The organism is Klebsiella sp. Q11, assembly GCF_964241505.1.
Taxonomy (GTDB): Bacteria; Pseudomonadota; Gammaproteobacteria; order Enterobacterales; family Enterobacteriaceae; genus Klebsiella; species Klebsiella michiganensis.
Genome location: NZ_CAXSXW010000013.1, coordinates 111,679 through 132,508, shown reverse-complemented (window position 1 = coordinate 132,508; position 20,830 = coordinate 111,679). Strand labels below are relative to the sequence as shown.

General features: G+C 59.1%; 16 protein-coding genes and 1 pseudogene. 5 read left to right on the top strand and 12 right to left on the bottom strand.

The features are described from left to right. Positions 1 to 33: 33 nt before the first annotated feature. The 6 genes from pta to maeB all read right to left on the bottom strand — a co-directional run bounded on the left by pta (position 34) and on the right by maeB (position 5,783). Complete coding sequence (pta, locus tag ACESQ2_RS20560; RefSeq protein ID WP_032750862.1) at positions 34 to 1,050, bottom strand: phosphate acetyltransferase; 1,017 nt, start codon at positions 1,048 to 1,050, stop codon at positions 34 to 36. Further along, entirely contained in the window at positions 1,047 to 1,850 is an 804-nt protein-coding gene (gene eutT / locus ACESQ2_RS20555) for an ethanolamine utilization cob(I)yrinic acid a,c-diamide adenosyltransferase EutT (protein WP_014839175.1), read from the bottom strand. Before eutT ends, pta begins: the two co-directional genes overlap by 4 nt. Continuing rightward, positions 1,847 to 2,539 carry an ethanolamine utilization acetate kinase EutQ gene (eutQ, locus tag ACESQ2_RS20550; RefSeq protein ID WP_373171185.1) on the bottom strand — a complete coding sequence of 231 codons (693 nt, stop codon included), beginning with the start codon at positions 2,537 to 2,539 and terminating at the stop codon, positions 1,847 to 1,849. Before eutQ ends, eutT begins: the two co-directional genes overlap by 4 nt. Beyond that, positions 2,517 to 2,996 carry an ethanolamine utilization acetate kinase EutP gene (gene eutP / locus ACESQ2_RS20545; RefSeq protein ID WP_009654912.1) on the bottom strand — a complete coding sequence of 160 codons (480 nt, stop codon included), beginning with the start codon at positions 2,994 to 2,996 and terminating at the stop codon, positions 2,517 to 2,519. The genes eutQ and eutP overlap by 23 nt, the downstream gene beginning before the upstream one ends. Positions 2,997 to 3,008: 12 nt before the next feature. Then, positions 3,009 to 3,344 (bottom strand): ethanolamine utilization microcompartment protein EutS, encoded by a 336-nt coding sequence (eutS, locus tag ACESQ2_RS20540; protein ID WP_004123425.1) that lies wholly within the window; start codon positions 3,342 to 3,344, stop codon positions 3,009 to 3,011. A 159-nt stretch (positions 3,345 to 3,503) separates the two neighbouring features. Continuing rightward, entirely contained in the window at positions 3,504 to 5,783 is a 2,280-nt protein-coding gene (gene maeB, locus ACESQ2_RS20535; protein ID WP_004853066.1) for an NADP-dependent oxaloacetate-decarboxylating malate dehydrogenase, read from the bottom strand. Positions 5,784 to 6,072: 289 nt separating this feature from the next. Here maeB and tkt point away from each other — a divergent pair, with 289 nt between their 5' ends. After that, on the top strand, positions 6,073 to 8,067 hold the full coding sequence (gene tkt, locus ACESQ2_RS20530; protein ID WP_373171182.1) for a transketolase: 1,995 nt from the start codon (positions 6,073 to 6,075) through the stop codon (positions 8,065 to 8,067). On the opposite strand, the gene ACESQ2_RS20525 is transcribed toward tkt, so the two are convergent. The 3 genes and pseudogenes from ACESQ2_RS20525 to aegA all read right to left on the bottom strand — a co-directional run bounded on the left by ACESQ2_RS20525 (position 8,036) and on the right by aegA (position 11,789). Then, positions 8,036 to 9,103: a DUF1176 domain-containing protein gene (locus ACESQ2_RS20525; RefSeq protein ID WP_373171180.1), complete on the bottom strand. Its 1,068-nt coding sequence runs from the start codon at positions 9,101 to 9,103 to the stop codon at positions 8,036 to 8,038. The genes tkt and ACESQ2_RS20525 overlap by 32 nt on opposite strands. 65 nt (positions 9,104 to 9,168) lie before the next feature. Further along, positions 9,169 to 9,766: pseudogene (nudK, locus tag ACESQ2_RS20520) on the bottom strand (GDP-mannose pyrophosphatase NudK). A gap of 58 nt (positions 9,767 to 9,824) precedes the next feature. Then, positions 9,825 to 11,789, bottom strand: a complete 1,965-nt coding sequence (gene aegA / locus ACESQ2_RS20515; RefSeq protein WP_025106618.1) for a formate-dependent uric acid utilization protein AegA — start codon at positions 11,787 to 11,789, stop codon at positions 9,825 to 9,827. Between the two features lie 381 nt (positions 11,790 to 12,170). Between aegA and acrD the strand changes: the two genes are divergently transcribed. After that, on the top strand, positions 12,171 to 15,284 hold the full coding sequence (gene acrD / locus ACESQ2_RS20510; protein ID WP_004853071.1) for a multidrug efflux RND transporter permease AcrD: 3,114 nt from the start codon (positions 12,171 to 12,173) through the stop codon (positions 15,282 to 15,284). A 137-nt stretch (positions 15,285 to 15,421) separates the two neighbouring features. On the opposite strand, the gene ypfM is transcribed toward acrD, so the two are convergent. After that, positions 15,422 to 15,481 (bottom strand): protein YpfM, encoded by a 60-nt coding sequence (gene ypfM / locus ACESQ2_RS20505; RefSeq protein WP_100181659.1) that lies wholly within the window; start codon positions 15,479 to 15,481, stop codon positions 15,422 to 15,424. Positions 15,482 to 15,867: 386 nt separating this feature from the next. Here ypfM and ACESQ2_RS20500 point away from each other — a divergent pair, with 386 nt between their 5' ends. From ACESQ2_RS20500 to ACESQ2_RS20490, 3 genes are read left to right on the top strand one after another with little or no spacing between them, the layout of a single operon-like run. After that, positions 15,868 to 16,221: an ArsC family reductase gene (locus ACESQ2_RS20500; RefSeq protein ID WP_014839182.1), complete on the top strand. Its 354-nt coding sequence runs from the start codon at positions 15,868 to 15,870 to the stop codon at positions 16,219 to 16,221. A 3-nt stretch (positions 16,222 to 16,224) separates the two neighbouring features. Further along, on the top strand, positions 16,225 to 17,352 hold the full coding sequence (gene dapE / locus ACESQ2_RS20495; protein WP_373171176.1) for a succinyl-diaminopimelate desuccinylase: 1,128 nt from the start codon (positions 16,225 to 16,227) through the stop codon (positions 17,350 to 17,352). 27 nt (positions 17,353 to 17,379) lie between these two features. Continuing rightward, positions 17,380 to 17,583 (top strand): YpfN family protein, encoded by a 204-nt coding sequence (locus ACESQ2_RS20490; protein ID WP_004123464.1) that lies wholly within the window; start codon positions 17,380 to 17,382, stop codon positions 17,581 to 17,583. Between the two features lie 459 nt (positions 17,584 to 18,042). On the opposite strand, the gene ypfH is transcribed toward ACESQ2_RS20490, so the two are convergent. Continuing rightward, a complete protein-coding gene (ypfH, locus tag ACESQ2_RS20485) occupies positions 18,043 to 18,741 on the bottom strand; it encodes an esterase (RefSeq protein ID WP_004853078.1) in 699 nt (232 codons plus the stop codon). 77 nt (positions 18,742 to 18,818) lie between these two features. Beyond that, positions 18,819 to 20,819: a tRNA(Met) cytidine acetyltransferase TmcA gene (locus tag ACESQ2_RS20480; RefSeq protein ID WP_224260686.1), complete on the bottom strand. Its 2,001-nt coding sequence runs from the start codon at positions 20,817 to 20,819 to the stop codon at positions 18,819 to 18,821. Between the last annotated feature and the right edge of the window lie 11 nt (positions 20,820 to 20,830).

The following is a 20,830-nucleotide window of genomic DNA, read 5'->3' as shown; positions in this document are numbered from 1 at the left end:
CCTCTTACTTAAGGGGGTCCAGAACGGGACCGTTCATTCAACCTGCGTGGGTAAGCGGCACTCGCCGCTTACGTCACTCCGGCGCGGCACGGCTGCCACTAACGCCAGTTCGATAATTTCCTGCACGCTACAGCCTCGGGAGAGGTCGTGGAGCGGTGCGGCCAGCCCCTGAATCAGCGGCCCGACCGCACGATAGCCGCCCAGGCGCTGGGCGATTTTGTAGCCGATGTTGCCGGCTTCCAGCGACGGAAAAACCATCACGTTGGCCCGCCCCTGCAGCGGACTGGCGGGCGCTTTTTGCGCGGCGACCTCCGGCACGAAGGCGGCGTCAAACTGCAGTTCGCCATCCACCATCAGCTGTGGAGCGCGCTGACGTACGATCTCTGTGGCCTGCTGTACGTTGGCGACGTTGGGATGACGGGCGCTGCCGCTGCTGGAAAACGACAGCATCGCCACCCGCGGCTCCTCGCCGGTAATGGCCTGCCATGTCTCCGCGCTGGCGATGGCGATATCCGCCAGCTGCGCCGCCGTCGGCTGCGGCACCACGCTGCAGTCGGCAAATCCCAGCGCCGGTCCGACGTACTGCGGCAGCATCAGAAAGATCGACGACAGCGTTTTGCAGCCAGGCTGAAGGCCAATAATGCGTAATCCGGCGCGCAGCACGTTCGCCGTCGAGGAGAGATTGCCGGCAATACACACGTCGGCCTTCCCGGCGCTGACCATGGCGGCGGCGAACATCAGCGGGTCGTTGAGTTTTTCCTCCGCGTCCGGCGGCGTTTTTTCTCCGGCGCGGGCAAGCCAGCGCCGGGCAAACGCTTCGCGCATTTGCCGGTTGCTGTGCGGGTCGACGATCTGCATACCGTCCATCGGCAGGCGGTGGCTGAGGGCGAACTGGCGCAGGGCAAAAGGGCTGGCGATCAAAATCGGCTTTGCCAGCCCCTGCTGCTGGAGGTAGTGCGCCGCTTTGAGGACGCGGATATCCAGCGCGTCCGCAAACACCACCCGGGCGGGCGAACGTAAAGCCAGTTGACGGGCGCGTTGAATAATCATTGCTCCCCTCCCAGACGCTGTTGGATCTGACTGACGGTTAGCGGATGTTTCGCCACGCTTAAAATCATCATCACGTAGACGGTGCTGGAGAGGCGGTTGAGCGCCTGCAGAATGTCCGGACGTAAGACCTCAAAACTGCGGGTAATAAAGACCTGCGCGGCGACCGTTTCCGTTTCGCGTATTTTGCTGCGCAGCAGATTGAGCAGCGCGGCATCGCGGCCGTGGCCGGCTTCCGGCACCAGATGATCGTGGTCGAGATAGCGCAGCGGCTGGTGGGAAAGGCGATGCAGTTCATCCTCGTTCAGCCCGACGATAGACTGCGCCGCCAGCGGTTCACCCACGGCGTCGGCGCGCATAATATTGCCCAGGCGCGAGCGGATATCCGCCAGCCAGGGCTGCCAGGGCTCCGCCAGTTCGATTTGCAGCCATACCGCCAGGGCGATGGTGGCGTCGAGGGCGGCGCGAAAGCCCAGCCGCGGATCGCTTTTGGCGACCATTTTCTCCGCCGTCAGATGGGTCAGGGTGTCCGGTTTTTTGTCTACCGGCTGGCGGCACAGCTCGCAGCAGGCCTGCGGATGCGTACCGCTGCTGGTTAAACCGTGTACCGGCTGCGGCTGCTGCGCGTCGTCATCGACAAACAGGCTGCCCTGCTCGTCGAGAAACTTAATGCGCAGACGGCGGCTTTCCAGCAGCTCCCGGGCCGAAGGCGTCAGACGGGCGTCGGCGGGCAGATGAATTTCTGCCCCTTCGCTGAGCGTATGGTTCGCTCTGAGCCAGGCTTCGGTAATAAAATCTTTCATAGCGATTGCCAGTTCGCAGGCCAGGCGACGTACAGGAAGCGCACGGTCGACGGCGTGCCGAATTCAATGCTCGAACCTTTCGGGATAAACATCACGTCCCCGGCTTTGGCCACCATGGTTTCACCTTCATGGCGCACGTGGAGTTCGCCCTCCAGCACCATGTCGACCTCGTCATAGTTCAGCGTCCAGGGGAAGAAGGCGTTTTCCCACTGCATAAACCCGGCGGCCATGCTGCTGCCGTCCTGCTCGGTGACCAAATCCGTTAAGCCGACGCGGTGCGGTTCGGCGCCGTCGAAGCGGCCGAATTTCACGCTGCTGCCGTCAATGACCTTTACGCCGCCTTTACCGGTGACCGCCTTAAAGCTGGGCTGCATAGCGTCCATCCCCAGCGACTGCTTCTCCTTCATCACTTTTTCCATCAGCTGCGCCACCAGGCTTTCGGTAAACTGCCCTTCCGGCAGCTGCGCGATAATGGTTTCGCGAATGCGCTGGCTTTCGGTTTTTTCCTCTGCCGCCGGGACTGCCGGCTCTGGCGCGGATTCATCCCACTCCTGGATGGCGACGCCCAGCAGCTCCGCGACTTCGCGGGCTTCCGGGGTGATGATGCTGGCGCGCAGCACAACCGATATTTCCTCTTCGCCTCGCGCGTGGGCCGCACGAATATCGTTAGCTGTGATAAGTTTCTTCACCTGCCCCTTCCTCCTTTTGGCTGAGCTCACTCAGGTAATTCACCAGATGCTCTACGCTTTGCGGGTCGTGAGCGTTGAGTTCGAAAATCGGCTCCTGAAACCCCATCCCGTACAGCAGTTGCCGCACCGCGGCGACGTCGGCGTCCGGCATATCCGTTTTGCTGATCGCGGCGATATGTCGTTTATTCGCGCCAATATCCAGTAGCCCGGCGGGTAAGCGACTTTCGGTATCATTTGCCGCGTGGACATAAATCAACGTATCGACATCCTGCAGCGTGGTAATTAATGCGTGGTACCAGCGCGGATGACTGAAATATTCCCCCGGGGTGTCAATATCGCCTTTCTCGTTAAATTCCACGGCCTGCGTTTTTCTCGCGAGGGAATAATTCCCCTGCAACGCATTAAATAGCGTTGTTTTTCCCGCACCCACCGTACCGACAAATGCAATACGTTTCATTGCCGCCTCTAATTAGCTTTTGGTTAACTCGCAGAGGGTGTAATTTAATAATCGGCCAAGCCCGCTCACCGTCTGCAGCAGCGCCTCTTCTACCGCGCCGACCGAGCCATAAATCACCAGCGCGCCGCTAAACCGGTCGAGAAAACCGATATGCACATCGGCGGCCTTCATCGCTAAATCACCGGCGATCATGGCGGTTTCTCCAGGGGTTAAGGTCATAATGCCGATAGCGCCAGATTCGGGAACGCCGATCTTTTTCGCCAGTTCTGCCCCCGGGTGCGCAATCAGATGCGCCAGCGTCACCTGCTTGCCGGGTACAAATTCCTGAATGATGCGTTCTTTATCCATGGCTCACCGCTCCGCTAAAACTTGCGCTTATCGTGACAAGTTTCCGCTGGAGTAAATAACAAAATTCGGCAAGTTGATTTGAAAGGTGAGATAGATCACTTTTAAACAGAAATAAAAAAGCGCGGGAGAATTCCCGCGCCTGAAATAATTAAATGAAAATTACAGCGGCTGAGTTTGCGCTTCAACAACCGCCAGCGCGACCATATTCACGATACGCCGTACCGAAGCAATTGGCGTCAGGATATGCACCGGCTTTGCGACGCCCATCAGCACCGGTCCGACGGTGACGCCTTCAGAGCTGGAGACGCGAAGTAAGTTGTAACTAATACGCGCCGCTTCCATATTCGGCATCACCAGAATATTGGCCGAACCTTTCAGCGGGCTGTCCGGCATCCGCTCATTACGAATGCTTTCCACCAGCGCGGCATCGCCGTGCATTTCGCCATCGATCATCAGCTCCGGCGCCTGCGCCTTCACCAGCTCCAGCGCCTGACGCATTTTGCTGGCGGACGGGCAGTCCGAGGAACCAAAGTTCGAGTGCGACAGCAGCGCCACCCGCGGTTCAATCCCGAATCGACGAACGGTTTCTGCCGCCATCAGGGTGATCTCAGCAATTTGCTCCGGCGAGGGATCGTGGTTGACGTAGGTGTCGGCGATAAAGGTGTTGCCGCTCGGCAGCAGCAGCGCGTTCATCGCCCCGGCCGCATGAACCCCTTCGCGGTAGCCAAACAGCGGCTGAATGACGCTGTAGTGCTCGTGATAGTCACCGATGGTGCCGCAGATCATCGCATCGGCTTCGCCGCGCTGCACCATGATCGCGCCAATGACCGTAGTGTTGCTGATCACCGCCCGCTGCGCCTGCTCCTGGGTGATCCCGCGGCGCTTCATCAGGGTGTAATATTCATTCCAGTACTCTTTGAAGCGCGGATCGGATTCGTTATTGACGATCTCAAAATCAACCCCGGCTTTGATCTGCAGTCCCAGCTTCTGGATGCGCATCTCAATGACGCCGGGACGACCGATCAGAATCGGTTTCGCCAGCCCAAGGGAGACCAGCTCCTGAGTCGCGTGCAGTACGCGGGTATCTTCGCCTTCCGCCAGTACCACCCGCTTCGGCTCTTTGCGCGCCTGCGAGAAAATCGGCTTCATAAACAGGTTCGTTTTGTAGACGAACTCGCTGAGCTTCTCGATGTACGCATCAAAATCGGCGATCGGGCGGGTCGCGACGCCGGAGTCCATCGCCGCTTTCGCTACTGCCGGAGCAATCTTGACGATCAGCCGCGGGTCGAACGGCTTCGGAATGATATATTCCGCGCCGAAGCTCAGATCCTGATCGCCGTAGGCGGAGGCCACCACTTCGCTCTGTTCAGCGTGCGCCAGCTCGGCAATCGCGTGCACCGCCGCCAGCTTCATCTCTTCGTTAATCGCCGTTGCGCCGACGTCCAGCGCGCCGCGGAAGATGAACGGGAAGCACAGCACGTTGTTCACCTGGTTCGGATAGTCGGAGCGGCCGGTACAAATAATGGCGTCGGAGCGCACCTCTTTCGCCAGCGGCGGCAGAATCTCCGGCTCCGGGTTAGCCAGCGCCAGAATCATCGGCGCGCGGGCCATTTTCTTCACCATCTCCTGAGTCAGCACTTTCGGGCCCGAGCAGCCGAGGAAAATGTCCGCTCCGTCAATCACGTCATCCAGCGTGCGTTTGCCGCTGTCTTCAACCGCATAGGCCGCTTTCGTCTCCGCCATATTCGGCTCGCGGCCCTTATAGATAACGCCTTTCGAGTCGCAGACCACGATGTTGTGTTTCTGCATCCCCAGCGCCACCAGCAGGTTCATACAGGCAATCGCCGCCGCGCCCGCGCCGGAGACCACCATCCGCACGTCGGAGATGTTTTTCTCCACCACCCGCAGACCGTTAAGAATCGCCGCGGTACTGATAATCGCTGTCCCGTGCTGATCGTCATGGAAAACCGGAATATTCATGCGCTCGCGCAGCTTTTGCTCGATGTAGAAGCACTCCGGCGCTTTGATATCTTCAAGGTTGATACCGCCGAAGGTCGGCTCCAGCGCCGCGACGACGTTGATAAATTTGTCCGGGTCCAGTTCATCGACTTCAATATCGAACACATCGATACCAGCGAATTTTTTAAACAGAACGCCTTTGCCTTCCATCACCGGCTTACCGGCCAGCGCGCCGATATTGCCCAGCCCCAGAACGGCCGTGCCGTTGGAGACCACCGCCACAAGGTTGCCGCGCGCGGTATATTTATAGGCTGCCAGCGGATCCTTCTCGATTTCCAGACAGGGCGCGGCGACGCCCGGCGAGTAGGCCAGGGCCAGATCGCGTTGGGTAGCCAGCGGTTTTGTCGGGGAGACCTGGATTTTTCCGGGGACCGGGAATTCGTGGAAATCAAGGGCGCTTTGTTTTAACTGCTCATCCATTTTATCGTTCCTTTCACGTATCGATCGTAGGGGGTGAAACGTTATCGCGTACCTGGTGTTCACCCTAAAGGGCCACCTAGTATCTCGCCTGACGGCTTCGTAAACTTTGAACACCGCCAAACTCTCGCCATAACAAAGTTATATTTGTTATCGATTTATATTGTTTATGTAACTTAGTTTCAGAAGCAAGGATAGCCCCGTCTGCTATGCTTTTTAGTTATGCAACTCATCACCCTCTCTATCCTAATCCAATAAAAACTCATGTAACCTATTGTTTCAGGAGCACATTATGTCCCGTAGAGAACTAGCCAACGCCATCCGCGCCCTGAGTATGGATGCAGTCCAGAAAGCCAACTCCGGCCACCCCGGCGCGCCAATGGGTATGGCCGATATCGCCGAGGTGCTATGGAACGATTTCCTCAAGCACAATCCTGAAAACCCGCAATGGTACGATCGCGACCGCTTTATTCTCTCCAACGGCCACGCGTCGATGCTGCTCTACAGCCTGCTGCATCTGACGGGCTATGACCTGCCCATCGAAGAGATAAAAAACTTCCGTCAGCTGCATTCAAAAACCCCGGGCCACCCGGAGATTGGCTATACGCCGGGAGTGGAAACCACCACCGGTCCGCTGGGGCAAGGACTGGCAAATGCCGTGGGCCTGGCTATCGCCGAGCGCACGCTGGCGGCCCAGTTTAATCAGCCAGACCATGAGATCGTCGATCACTTCACCTACGTGTTTATGGGCGATGGCTGCCTGATGGAGGGGATTTCTCACGAAGTGTGCTCTCTGGCGGGGACGTTAGGACTAGGCAAGCTGATCGGCTTCTACGACCACAACGGCATTTCCATTGATGGCGAAACCAAAGGCTGGTTTACCGATGACACGGCAAAACGCTTCGAGGCCTATCACTGGCATGTGGTGCATGAAATTGACGGCCACGACCCCGAAGCCGTGAAGAAAGCGATTCTGGAAGCCCAGAGCGTGAAGGACAAACCCTCGCTGATTATCTGCCGTACGGTGATAGGCTTTGGTTCACCGAATAAAGCCGGGAAAGAAGAGGCACACGGCGCGGCGCTGGGAGAACAGGAAGTGGCGCTGGCGCGCCAGCAGCTGGGCTGGCATCACCCGGCGTTTGAGATCCCGAAAGAGATCTACCGGGCCTGGGACGCGCGTGAAAAGGGACAAAAGGCGCAGAAAAGCTGGGAGGAGAAGTTTGCCGCCTATCAGCAGGCCCATCCGCAGCTGGCGGCGGAGTTTACGCGGCGCATGAGCGGCGGACTGCCTGAGTCGTGGAATGAAACGACGCGGAAGTATATTGCCGATCTGCAGGCTAACCCGGCGAAAATCGCCACCCGCAAGGCTTCGCAAAATGCCCTCGATGCCTACGGCCCGCATCTGCCGGAACTGCTGGGCGGCTCCGCTGACCTCGCGCCCAGCAACCTGACCATCTGGAAAGGATCGACTTCGCTGAAAGAGGATCCGGCGGGTAACTATATCCACTACGGCGTACGCGAGTTCGGGATGACGGCCATCGCCAACGGCATCGCGCATCACGGCGGGTTTGTCCCCTATACCGCCACCTTCCTGATGTTCGTCGAATATGCCCGCAACGCGGCGCGTATGGCGGCGCTGATGAAAGCGCGGCAAATCATGGTCTATACCCACGATTCCATCGGTCTCGGCGAAGATGGTCCGACGCACCAGGCGGTAGAACAGCTGGCCAGCCTGCGCCTGACGCCAAACTTCAGCACCTGGCGACCGTGCGATCAGGTGGAGGCCGCGGTGGCGTGGAAGCAGGCGGTCGAACGTCACAGCGGGCCGACGGCGCTGATCCTCTCAAGGCAAAATCTGGCGCAAATGGCGCGCACGCCGGAGCAGGTACAGAATATCGCCCGCGGCGGCTACGTGCTGAAGGACGCTGGCGGCAAGCCGGACCTGATACTGATAGCTACCGGTTCGGAAGTCGAGATCACCGTGCTGGCGGCGGAGAAGCTGCTGGCCAAAGGGGTGAACGTGCGCGTGGTCTCCCTCCCATCGACCGACGTGTTTGATGCCCAGGAGGAAGCCTACCGGGAATCGGTCCTGCCGTCGGACGTCAGCGCCCGCGTCGCGGTTGAGGCCGGCATCGCCGACTACTGGTATAAGTATGTGGGGCTAAAAGGCAAAATCGTCGGCATGACCGGCTACGGTGAATCGGCCCCCGCGGATAAGCTCTTCCCTTACTTCGGCTTTACCGTTGAGCATATCGTTACCGTGGGGGACGAGGTACTGAACGGGTAACCCAGAGCGTGGGCCAGGCGTCTGGCCCCTGCCAGTTATCGCACTGCGGCTGCCGCGCGTAGCGTACCAGGCTAAACCGCTGGCCGTCATAGCGCCAGCGCGTTTGCGTCCCGCAGTCGCCGGGCGCGCGCCCTTTATCCAGCGTCACCAGTTCCTGGCGTCGATCGTCGTAGCGGGCGTTTACCAGTTCGACATCGCGCGGCCCGTCGCCGGGGGGCTGGAAAGGCAGAGTGAGCCGTACCGGATGAGCAATATACGGCCGCTGGCGCGACACCAGCCAGGCCAGCCAAATGGTGTTGTAGGCGCCCGCTTCGCAGCTGGTCATCAGCAGCACCCTATCGTCGGTCAGCGCGGCAACCCGCACCTCGCGGCGAAACGGATCCAGCGAACAGGCGCTGCTGTTCATGCGCTCGTTGCCATAATCCATGAGATCGTTAAGTTCATCGCGGCTGAGGGGGGACTCCGCCACGTCGATTCTCGCCACCGAGCGCAGCGCCGGGGCGGGCGGAACGCTGAGCGGCGGCTCTTCCCCCTTCCCTACCCACGCGGTTTCGCTCCCCACGCGCTTCTGCCGGCTATCGATAAACAGCAGGGCGGCTTTCAGCCCCTGTAAAGAGATGGCCTGCAGGCCATTTTCGAGGGTTATCGCCTTTGCTGCCTGCACCTGCTGCAGAAAGGCATCAATGGTGACGCTATCGTCGGTTTCAAGCAGTTTGTCGGCGGTCTGCCAATGTTTATCGCCCAGAGACAGGGGTTTACCATCGAGGCGAAGGCGCGGCGCAATCGGCGCCAGCGCCGCGACCGGATTGCCCACGCCGCCGAGTTCAATGCGCAGGCTGGCGCTGGTAGCCGCCCCGGCGCTGCGGGTGAGGGTCATGACCAGGCCGTGATGCAGCCCGACGTTGCGGGCCACGCAGAAGTTCTGATTGTTGCAGGTTACCTGCCAGTCATTGAAGAGCTGTTGTGCCGGCGCCGCCCGCACCAGCGACGTCGGCAGTAAACCGAAAAGCAGAAACAACATAACCCGATGCAACATGAGCGGCACAACCCCGGAGAAAACGCCATACACAGCGGCTATGTTCACCAGCGTCGAGGTTTTACTCAATCGGATTTATCAGAGATCCCCGTTCATCAGCCCGGAGGTTTGCAAATATTGCAGCAGGATCACCGCTTTGCCATCGCGGATCTCCCCGTTCGCCATCATCTCCAGCGCGCGATGATAAGGGAGCTCCAGCACCTCAATATCTTCATCATCAACGCCGCCGCCATCGTTGGCCCGCTGAGTATCGTTATATTCGGCAATAAAGAAATAGATAAGCTCGGTGACGCCGCCGGGCGACATAAACAGTTCAAACAGTTTGCGCACTTCACCGACTTCGAAACCGGTCTCTTCAATGGCTTCTTTGCGCACGCACTCCTCCGGCTCATCGCTGTCCAGCAGCCCGGCGCAGGTTTCAATCAGCATCCCGTCTTCGTTGCCGTTTACCCAGGTCGCGATGCGGAACTGGCGAACCAGCACGACGGTCTGCTTATGGCGGTTATACAGCAAGATGGTAGCGCCGTTGCCGCGATCGTAGACTTCGCGTCTATGGCGAACCACGCTGCCGTCGCTGCGCGTCAGTTCATAGGTCATGTTGCGCAAAAGGAACCAGTTTTCGGAGAGGATTTTATCTTTGATAACGTTGATATTGAGTGACATACGAGCCCCACAGCGTGAAATGACGATGCCATACTACGCTGTGAAGCCCGCTTTGTCGTCAGTGAAGCGGAATCGATTTAACCTCGAGGAAGTCCATTATCCCCTGCGCCGCATGGCGGCCTTCCGCCATGGCGGTCACCACCAGATCGGCGCCACGTACCGCATCGCCGCCGGCAAATACTTTGCGATGGGTGGTCTGGTAGCGGTAGCGGCTTTCCACATTGGCCTTGATTCGACCCCGGCTGTCGAGCTTAACGCCCACCGATTCCAGCCACGGCATACCGTGCGGATGGAAACCAAAGGCCATGATCACCGCGTCGGCGGGCATGACAAACTCGCTTCCGGGGATTGGCGACGGGCTGCGGCGCCCCTGAGCGTCCGGCGCGCCCAGCCGGGTACGCAGAAAGCGTACGCCGTTGACGTGTCCCTTCTCGTTCAGCTCCAGGGTGACCGGCTGGACGTTAAATTCAAACTGCGCCCCCTCTTCGCGCGCGTTTTTCACCTCTTTCTTCGAACCGGGCATATTGGCTTCATCGCGACGATAGGCGCAGGTAACCTGCTTCGCGCCGTGGCGCAGCGCGGTACGCACGCAGTCCATCGCCGTATCGCCGCCGCCGAGCACCACGACGTTCAGCCCTTCGGTGTTAACGTAAGGCTCTTCCGGCAGCTCAAGCAGCCCCATCACCTGTTTGGTGTTAGCAATCAGGAACGGCAGCGCGTCATATACGCCGGGCGCGTCTTCATTCGGCAGATCCGCTTTCATCGAGCGATAGGTGCCGGCGCCAATAAATACCGCGTCATAGTCATCAAGCAGCGTCGTCAGCGGGATATCTTTGCCTATCTCGCAGTTCAGCTCAAAGCGCACGCCCATCTGGGTAAAGATTTCCCGCCGCCGGGCAAGCAGAGATTTATCCAGCTTAAAGGCCGGAATACCAAAGGTCAGCAGACCGCCAATTTCCGGGTGACGGTCAAAGACCACCGGACTCACGCCGTTACGCACCAGACGGTCGGCGCAGGCGAGCCCGGCAGGACCCGCGCCGATAATCGCCACCCGCTTGCCGCTTTCAACGACCTGAGAAAGATCCGGCCGCCAGCCGTTGGCCAGCGCCTGGTCGGAGATATAGCGTTCAATGTTGCCGATAGTCACCGAACCGTGCTCATCGCGCAGCGTGCAGGCCCCTTCGCACAGGCGATCCTGCGGGCAGACGCGGCCGGTAATTTCCGGCAGGCAGTTGGTCTGGTGAGAAAGCTCCACGGCGGCGGAAATATCCCCCTCTTTCACGCGTTCAATCCACTGCGGAATATGGTTATGCAGCGGACAGGTCCATTCACAAATGCTGTGCTCGCCGCACGTCAGGCAGCGCTCCGCCTCGCGGTTGGCCTGCCCGGCGCTGAACGGCAGATAAATTTCGCTAAAATTGGCCTTACGCGCCTCGGCGGATAGCTTGTCGGGCTCGCCGCGCGGCGGCGTCGCGGCCATCTGCGCGACTTTGCCCGCGGAGCAAGGCGCCATCGCCGCGCCGGGGTGGCCAAGACGCGCCGCGCGCTGACGCCGCTGTTTCGCCAGATTCACCAGCGTGCTGTCCGTTGCCAGCACCAGCGCTTCGGCCGGGCAGTTTTGTACGCAGGCGGGCCCCTCTTCGCGACCGCTGCACAAATCGCATTTATGCGCCGTCGCTTTGACCCTCTCCTCCTGTACCGGCGTCAGGACGATTTGCATCACGCCAAACGGGCAGGCAACCATACAGGATTTACAGCCGATGCATTTCTCCTGATTAACCTGGACGCTGTCGTTAAGCTGGCTGATGGCGCCATTGGGACAACTGCGGGCGCACGGCGCCCCTTCACAATGGTGGCAGGTTACGGCGTTACGTTTTTGCTCGTTTTTGATAACCGTAATGCGCGGCAAAAAACGCTGCGGGGTCAAAACATGCTGCTCATCGTTGTGCGCCATGACGCAGGCAACTTCACAAGCCTTGCATCCGATGCACTTATGACTATCGCTTAAAATAAAGTGGTTCATGACATCCTTCAGTCTTCGTGGTGAATAACCCCTCAATTCGCATGCTTATCTATTACCCGACAAAACGGTGCCGGAACAATGTGCATTTGCACAGGTTGCCGATTTTTTGGTAATAACCCGAGGTGGATCAATTTTTTTGACTTAAATGAAATCACGTTTTATTTAGCTAAGTAATAATGCGCTACGTATGCGCCACCGCGGCGGCGCGCCGAAAGGAAGGAGCAGATAGAGGAAGAAAGAGAGTTCTTTACGCTGCCATAAAAGGCACACGATAAATTACACTATCTCCTTATTTTCTCCACGATTGCCTGAGGGCTTGCCGCTAGAGTGTCACAGGCTGTGCAATAACAAAAAAATGTGCAAAATGAGGTCCTAATTCTGATGGCGAATTTTTTTATCGATCGCCCCATTTTTGCGTGGGTACTGGCAATACTTTTATGCCTGACCGGTACGCTCGCAATTTTGTCGCTTCCCGTTGAGCAATATCCCGACCTTGCCCCGCCTAACGTACGGATCACAGCGAACTATCCGGGCGCTTCGGCACAGACGCTGGAAAATACGGTCACCCAGGTTATCGAGCAAAATATGACCGGCCTCGATAACCTGATGTATATGTCATCCCAGAGCAGCGGCACCGGCCAGGCCACCGTGACGCTGAGCTTTACCGCCGGGACCGATCCGGATGAAGCGGTCCAGCAGGTGCAGAACCAGCTACAGTCGGCGATGCGCAAACTGCCGCAGGCCGTCCAGAACCAGGGCGTAACGGTGCGTAAAACCGGGGATACCAATATCCTGACGATCGCCTTCGTCTCTACCGACGGCAGTATGGATAAACAGGATATCGCCGACTACGTCGCCAGTAATATTCAGGACCCGCTCAGCCGGGTCAACGGCGTCGGAGATATTGACGCCTATGGTTCGCAGTATTCGATGCGCATCTGGCTCGATCCGGCCAAACTCAACAGCTTTCAGATGACGGCGAAAGACGTCACTGATGCCATCTCTTCGCAAAACGCGCAGATCGCCGTCGGCCAGCTGGGCGGCACGCCGTCAGTGGATAAACAGGCGCTCAACGCGACGATTAATTCACAATCGCTGTTACAAACGCCGGAACAGTTCCGTGATATTACCCTGCGGGTTAATCAGGACGGTTCGGAAGTCACCCTTGGCGACGTCGCCACCGTCGAGATGGGGGCGGAAAAATACGATTACCTCAGCCGCTACAACCGCCAGGCGGCGTCCGGGCTGGGGGTTAAGCTGGCCTCTGGCGCAAACGAAATGGCGACCGCTGAACGCGTCATCAGCCGTCTGAACGAGCTGTCGCAATATTTCCCGCACGGCCTGGAATATAAAGTCGCTTACGAAACCACCTCATTCGTTAAGGCGTCGATTACCGACGTCGTGAAAACGCTGCTTGAAGCCATCGCGCTGGTCTTTCTCGTGATGTATCTGTTCCTGCAGAACTTCCGCGCCACGCTGATCCCGACCATCGCCGTTCCGGTGGTGCTGATGGGAACCTTTGCCGTCCTTTACGCCTGCGGCTACAGCATCAACACCTTAACCATGTTCGCGGTGGTGCTGGCGATAGGCCTGCTGGTGGACGATGCCATCGTGGTGGTAGAGAACGTCGAGCGTATCATGAGCGAGGAGGGCCTCTCGCCGCGTGAAGCGACGCGAAAATCAATGGGGCAGATTCAGGGCGCGCTGGTCGGTATCGCCATGGTGCTATCGGCGGTATTTGTGCCGATGGCCTTCTTCGGCGGCACCACCGGCGCGATCTACCGCCAGTTCTCGATTACCATCGTCTCGGCGATGGTGCTGTCGGTGCTGGTGGCGATGATCCTCACCCCGGCGCTGTGCGCCACATTGCTTAAACCCGTTCATAAAGGCGAAACCCACGGGCAGCGGGGCTTTTTTGGCTGGTTTAACCGCACATTTAACCGTAACGCCAGCCGCTACGAAACCGCGGTCGGCAAAATTCTTCATCGTTCGCTGCGCTGGATAATGATCTACGTCCTGCTGCTGGGCGGGATGGTCTTTCTGTTTCTGCATCTGCCCACGTCATTCCTGCCGCTGGAAGACCGCGGCATGTTTACCACTTCGGTGCAGTTGCCGAGCGGCTCAACCCAACAGCAAACCCTGAAGGTGGTGCAGCAGGCGGAAGACTACTTCCTGAACAATGAGAAGCAAAACGTCGAATCGGTGTTCGCGACCATCGGCTCCGGCCCCGGCGGCAACGGCCAGAACGTGGCGCGTATGTTCGTACGCCTGAAGGACTGGGACGAACGCGATCCCACAACCGGTTCATCTTTCGCCATCATCGAACGCGCAACCAAAGCGTTTAACAAAATTAAAGAAGCGCGCGTCTTTGCCAGCAGTCCGCCGGCCATCAGCGGTCTGGGCAGCTCCGCCGGTTTCGATATGGAGCTGGAGGATCACGCGGGCAACGGACACGAAGCGCTGATGGCCGCCCGCGATACCCTGCTGGAGCTGGCCGGCAAAAATAACCAGCTCACCCGCGTCCGCCACAACGGCCTCGACGATAGTCCGCAGCTTCAGGTGGACATCGATCAGCGTAAAGCGCAGGCGCTGGGCGTCTCTATCGACGATATCAACGACACCCTGCAGACCGCGTGGGGGTCAAGCTACGTCAACGACTTTATGGATCGCGGCCGCGTGAAGAAGGTCTACGTTCAGGCGGCCGCGCCGTATCGCATGCTGCCGGACGATATCAACCTGTGGTACGTGCGCAACAGCAGCGGTACGATGGTGCCCTTCTCCGCCTTCGCGACCTCGCGCTGGGAGACCGGCTCGCCGCGTCTGGAGCGCTACAACGGCTACTCGGCGGTAGAGATCGTCGGTGAAGCCGCGCCGGGCGTCAGTACCGGTACCGCCATGACGATTATGGAAGAGCTGGCCCAGCAGCTGCCGAACGGCTTTGGTCTCGAATGGACGGCGATGTCTTATCAGGAGCGGCTCTCCGGGGCGCAGGCGCCGGCGCTGTACGCCATTTCGCTGCTGGTGGTGTTCCTGTGCCTGGCGGCGCTGTATGAAAGCTGGTCGGTGCCGTTCTCGGTGATGCTGGTGGTACCGCTGGGGGTTATCGGCGCGCTGCTGGCGACCTGGATGCGCGGTCTGGAAAACGATGTCTATTTCCAGGTAGGCCTGCTGACGGTTATCGGCCTGTCGGCGAAGAACGCCATTCTTATTGTCGAATTTGCCAATGAGCTGAATCAGAAAGGCGAAGATCTGCTTACCGCCACGCTCTCCGCCTGCCGCCAGCGTCTGCGGCCGATCCTGATGACCTCGCTGGCGTTTATCTTCGGCGTACTGCCGATGGCCACCAGCACCGGGGCGGGCTCCGGCAGCCAGCATGCCGTCGGCACCGGGGTGATGGGCGGGATGATTTCCGCCACGGTGCTGGCTATCTTCTTCGTGCCGCTGTTCTTTGTGCTGGTACGCCGCCGCTTCCCGCTCAAGGAACGGCCGCAATAATCGGGACGCGCCCCAACGATATTTTCGCCAGGGCCAAATAACAGAAAAGGCGACCGGACAGGTCGCCTTTTTCATGTGGTCGCTTCAACTGCATTATTATTCTGCCTGTGAAATCGCCATGCTTTTATTGCGGAAAACTATTTACGAAGCATGCCTTCGATAAAGTCTTTCCAGTTCCCCAGTTCGTGTTCAATCATAATAGCCTCTCTTATTATTATGGGTGATTTTATGCAAATTCATTGATGGTTAAAAGCCTGTTTGCGCTATCGTACTGATAACTTTCATTACCCCCTGCGGAACGTTCTCTTTCATTCGTAAGTACTATGAGCCGATTTTGCGCATTTTAATGTGACCAACAGCAACATTTAGCAACATTTGTTCATCAGCCTGAATCACCGGAATCCGCCTTGAGGCCAGGAAACGCCGTCAGGGGGCGTTTAAAAAACGGTCAAAATGTAACGATGAATATATCCCGACGGGAAAAAACGATATTTATTAAAGCATTTCACGTATTATTTATTCAGGGCTTATATATTCGGAACATTCTTAGCCAATCGTTTAATTCAACGGAAAAGGTTTAATCATGCTTACCATGTACGGGATAAAAAACTGCGACACCATAAAAAAGGCTCGCCGCTGGCTGGAGACGCAGCAGATAGAATATCGCTTTCATGATTATCGTGTCGATGGTCTGGATCGCACTTTATTAGATAGCTTTATCGCTGAACTCGGCTGGGAAGCCCTGCTTAACACCCGGGGGACGACGTGGCGCAAGCTGGATGAAACGGTCCGCGCCGGTATCAATAACGCCGACGCTGCGGCAAAACTGATGCTGGAAATGCCGGCAATCATTAAACGCCCATTGCTCTGCGCGCCCGGTCAGCCTATGCTGCTGGGTTTCAGTGAATCAAGTTATCAGCAGTTTAACGAGGTGTAGTCTATGTCTTGCCCGGTCATTGAGCTGGCTCAGCAGCTTATTCGCCGCCCTTCCCTCAGCCCCGATGATGCGGGATGCCAGGCGTTAATGATTGAACGTCTGCGTGCGATTGGCTTTACCGTTGAACCGATGGATTTCGGGGATACCCAAAACTTCTGGGCCTGGCGCGGGCGCGGGGAAACGCTGGCGTTTGCCGGCCATACCGATGTCGTCCCGTCGGGGGACGCCGATCGCTGGATTAATCCCCCCTTTGAACCCACCATTCGCGACGGCATGCTGTTTGGCCGCGGCGCCGCGGATATGAAAGGCTCGCTCGCGGCAATGGTCGTCGCCGCCGAACGTTTTGTCGCTCAGTATCCGAATCATAAAGGTCGTCTGGCCTTCCTGATCACTTCTGATGAAGAAGCCAGCGCCAAAAACGGCACCGTTAAGGTTGTTGAAGCGCTGATGGCGCGCAACGAGCGCCTGGATTATTGCCTGGTCGGCGAACCGTCCAGCACCGAAGTCGTCGGCGATGTGGTGAAAAACGGCCGTCGCGGCTCGCTGACCTGCAACCTGACCATTCACGGCGTGCAGGGGCACGTGGCCTATCCGCATCTCGCCGATAACCCGGTGCACCGCGCCGCGCCGATGCTGGCGGAGCTGGTGAATATCGAATGGGATAAGGGCAACGAGTTCTTTCCGCCGACCAGTATGCAAATCGCTAACGTGCAGTCCGGCACCGGCAGCAACAACGTGATTCCCGGCGATATGTTCGTCCAGTTCAACTTCCGCTTTAGCACCGAGCTGACCGACGAAATGATTAAAGCGCACGTCGTGGCGCTGCTGGAGAAGTACGCGCTGCGCTACAGCGTCGACTGGTGGCTCTCAGGCCAGCCGTTCCTGACCAGCCGCGGTAAGCTGGTTGATGCGGTGGTTAACGCCATTGAGCACTATAATGAAATAAAACCGCAGCTGCTGACCAACGGCGGCACCTCCGACGGTCGCTTTATCGCGCGTATGGGCGCGCAGGTGGTTGAACTGGGGCCGGTGAACGCCACCATTCATAAAATAAACGAGTGTGTGAATGCCGCCGACCTCCAGCTGCTGGCGCGGATGTACCAACGCATAATGGAACAGCTGGTCGCCTGACGGCATCAATAGAGAAGAGGTAAGCGCATGGATTGGCTAACGAAATACTGGTGGGTTCTGGTGTTGGTATTTTTGGTGGGCGTGATGATCAACGTGATTAAAGATCTGACCCGCGTTGACCACAAAAAATTTCTCAACAATAAACCGGATCTGCCGCCGCATCGCGACTTCAACGACAAGTGGGACGACGATGACGACTGGCCGAAGAACGACCCGTCGAAGAAGAAGTAACATCTTACTGCGGATTGCCATAAAGCAATCGCCCGGCGAGTTCGACGCGGGTCAAGTAGCCCGGACTGATGCGCATCATCGCCTCCGGGAAATTATCCCACTCTGCGCTCTTTTCCCGGGGGCGGCGCTTAACGCGCCTTGCCCGGGCTACGGGTTTACAGCTCGTCTACCGGCCGGTAGCCCGAACAGATGCGCAGCATCGCCTCCGGGAAATTACCCCACTCTGCGCTCTTTTCCCGGGGGCGGCGCTTAACGCGCCTTGCCCGGGCTACGGGTTCCCCCCCGTCTGCGGGCCGGTAGCCCGGACAGATGCGCAGCATCGCCTCCGGAAAAATATCCCACTCTGCGCTCTTTTCCCGGGGGCGGCGCTTAACGCGCCTTGCCCGGGCTACGGGTTTCCAGCTCGTCTGCAGGTCCGGTAGCCCGGACAGGCGCATCGCGCCGCCTCCGGGTTTATTATCACAGCAGTTCAATAATATCGCTGTCTTTCGGCGTGCTGCCGCTGAGGGCTTCATCGAAATAATGCTTCGGTACGGTAAAGCGCAGATGATCGAGGGCAAACTGCATACTGCGATCGTCAATCGCGTGCCCCAGATCTTCAACAATATCCAGCGTCACGTCACCGCCGGCCTGCTGCAGCGCCTCCTGCCCCGCTACCGCCCACGCCAGATCGATCACCCGATCTTCACCGCCGTGGATCAGGTGAACAGTGGTCGCGGTCGTCGCGGTCTCCGGCAGCGTCGCATAGCGGCCGTTAAAGGCGATCACCCGCGATGCCAGACCCGGCTCGGCTTTAATGCTCTCCAGCGACATAATCGCCCCCTGTGAGAAGCCGATCAGCGCCGTCGCCTGCGGGCTGACGCCGCTCTGCTGTTGCCAGTAGCGCACCGTTTCAATAAAGGTCGGCATGATGGCATCCACCCGCTGCTGGCGATTTTCTTCGCTAACGCCCTGCACGGAAAACCACTGGCGTCCCGGAGGCGGACCGCACGGCTCAGCGCCGCCGATACTGACAATCAGCGCATCGGGAAACAGCGGCGCAAACCAGCTACCGATTTGCCCCATGGCCACCGGGTTATCGCCGACGCCATGAAACAGCAGCAGCAGTTGCTGTGCAGGTGTCGCGGGGCTCTGAACAATAAAATGATCGTGTTTCATGGCTGTCTCCTTAATGTCTGCAAGGAAGTTTACGCCGCAGGCGAAATATGACCATGCCATTTAACTGAAGGAGTTAGTTAAAAAAATTGCAGCATTTTAACCTGCCGGCGCAGGTCGTTGGCGCGGTTTTCATCCAGGCTGAGCAGCGCCTGCGCCGCCTCTTCGCGCAGCCTGGCCAGCAGCGCTTTCCGTCCGGATAAACCTAACGTCCGGCAAAGCGCGGCCTCATCCTGCTGCTGCAGGCGGGCCCGCAGCGCCGGAAGCGGCAGCTCCACCAATATAAGCAGGCGATTGAGGCTACCCGCCGAGGTCAGCAGCGGACGATGGGCAAAAGCAAAACCCGCCACCTCCAGCCAGTCTTCTTCAGTAAGAATAGTCGCTTTCAGCGCCGTCAGCGGCACAGGTTCATCTCGCCACTCGCGCAGCCAGAATTCGTCGCGCTGCAGCCGTTGGGCTTCTTCGCTTGCCAGGCGATGGCCCGCTTCGCTGAGAGGATAGAGCGCCATCGCGGTGTAACAGCCGCTGCTGGCTTCCCGATGCGTGCCCAGCCGCACCAGCGTAAAACCGCAGCGCTGCCAGAAACGCCACAGCTCAGGCGTGTAGCCAAAACTCACCGAGAGATAATCCCGGTCCGCAGCCTGCGACGCCGCCCGGGCCACCAGCCGCTGCCCCAGCCCTTCGCGCTGGCGAGCCGGATGCACGGCAATACGGCTGATGCGCAGCCCCGCCAACGTAGCCGCCAGTGGGCTACCGCCGTGCGCCGCCAGCGACTGCGCCACCAGATTGCCGCGCGGACGGCGATAGCCGGCCCACACCGCCTGGCTAAGCGGCGGCTCAAGACCGCCCTCCTCCACCAGCCATAGCGCTCCGGCGATGCGCTCCCCGCCGCGGGCGCAGGTAAAATGCTGCCCCGGCGCATCCATCATGCGCCGGAGGTCCAGCGGCGACGTGCGATAGTGGGCCCCGGAGAGCAGCTGATACATCGCTTCCGGTAACGCAGACTGTCGCCGCCAGCTCTCCTGGCTGACGCTTTCCAGCGCGATATCGCCGCCTGGCGCGTGCTGAAAGGTCTCGTCGTTGAACAGCAGCAGCCGCGCAATCGCTGCCTCCAGCGGGCAGCCGCTTGCCCAACGGATGGGCGTCGTCAGGCTAAACTGCCGTAAGTGCGCAAAACTGGCGCAAAACTTAAGCAAAAAGCCGCGTCCCGTCCCCTCGTACCCCTGAACGGTAGTGGTCAACAGCGTCCTCGGGAAGCGGGAGACAAGCTGGCGCAGCAGCGGCCCGGGGATGGCCGCGGCCTCATCGACAATCAGCCATCCGGCGGTGCAGCCGGAAGCCAGCAATGCGTCGGGGGCCATAAAGCGGAAAGCCTCCCCGGCGAATGTCGCCATCACCTCCGCTGCTCCCCGCGCCGGTGCCGTGACGATGGCATCTCCCCCCAGATGGCGAATAAGCATTCCCGCGAGCGCGGACTTGCCTCGCCCGCGCTCGGCGGTTAGCGCCGCAATACCGGGAGGGAACCGGGCCAGTTCGGCAAGCACGACAGCCTGCTCCGCCTGCGGATGTCCGTCGGCGGGATGCCATGGCGGGCGCACGGGTAACGCGGGCACCGCAAGTTCATTGCCCTGCCGCCAGAGAATGGACGCGTTATCCGCACTAATCTGTTGGCAAAAACGATAAACAAAATTCGGCGTAGGGATGGGGTCGGGTGCGTCGCTCCAGCGCAGAGAATCCGCATCAGGACGGGCCGGCCATTGCGCAAAGTCGGGGGTGAGCAATACCAGCCAGCTTCCGGCGCGCAGCGTACCGGCTAATGCGGCAAAGGCCGCCACATCAAAACCCTCGCGGGCATCGAAAAAGGCGTGCTGGAATTCGCGGCCCAGCAGCGATTTCAGGGCAGCAGACGAGACGTACGGCTCGGGCATCGGACGCGGGCCGACCCACAGCCCGTCTCCGGCCAGCGCGGTACGTACTCTTTGCGCCTGACGCAGGGTCCAGGCATCGTCGCCGCTGAGAACCAGCAGACGACGAACGCCTTCGCGCGCCATCTGCGCCGTCAGGTGACGCAGTTCATCCATGACAGCAGAGC

Excerpts from the sequence above, each read along its gene's own strand:
- pta (WP_032750862.1), bottom strand. The coding sequence starts at position 1,050 with ATGATTATTCAACGCGCCCGTCAACTGGCTTTACGTTCGCCCGCCCGG.
- eutT (WP_014839175.1), bottom strand. The coding sequence starts at position 1,850 with ATGAAAGATTTTATTACCGAAGCCTGGCTCAGAGCGAACCATACGCTC.
- eutP (WP_009654912.1), bottom strand. The coding sequence starts at position 2,996 with ATGAAACGTATTGCATTTGTCGGTACGGTGGGTGCGGGAAAAACAACG.
- eutS (WP_004123425.1), bottom strand. The coding sequence starts at position 3,344 with ATGGATAAAGAACGCATCATTCAGGAATTTGTACCCGGCAAGCAGGTG.
- maeB (WP_004853066.1), bottom strand. The coding sequence starts at position 5,783 with ATGGATGAGCAGTTAAAACAAAGCGCCCTTGATTTCCACGAATTCCCG.
- tkt (WP_373171182.1), top strand. The coding sequence starts at position 6,073 with ATGTCCCGTAGAGAACTAGCCAACGCCATCCGCGCCCTGAGTATGGAT.
- ACESQ2_RS20525 (WP_373171180.1), bottom strand. The coding sequence starts at position 9,103 with ATGTTGCATCGGGTTATGTTGTTTCTGCTTTTCGGTTTACTGCCGACG.
- aegA (WP_025106618.1), bottom strand. The coding sequence starts at position 11,789 with ATGAACCACTTTATTTTAAGCGATAGTCATAAGTGCATCGGATGCAAG.
- acrD (WP_004853071.1), top strand. The coding sequence starts at position 12,171 with ATGGCGAATTTTTTTATCGATCGCCCCATTTTTGCGTGGGTACTGGCA.
- ACESQ2_RS20500 (WP_014839182.1), top strand. The coding sequence starts at position 15,868 with ATGCTTACCATGTACGGGATAAAAAACTGCGACACCATAAAAAAGGCT.
- dapE (WP_373171176.1), top strand. The coding sequence starts at position 16,225 with ATGTCTTGCCCGGTCATTGAGCTGGCTCAGCAGCTTATTCGCCGCCCT.
- ACESQ2_RS20490 (WP_004123464.1), top strand. The coding sequence starts at position 17,380 with ATGGATTGGCTAACGAAATACTGGTGGGTTCTGGTGTTGGTATTTTTG.
- ypfH (WP_004853078.1), bottom strand. The coding sequence starts at position 18,741 with ATGAAACACGATCATTTTATTGTTCAGAGCCCCGCGACACCTGCACAG.
- ACESQ2_RS20480 (WP_224260686.1), bottom strand. The coding sequence starts at position 20,819 with ATGGATGAACTGCGTCACCTGACGGCGCAGATGGCGCGCGAAGGCGTT.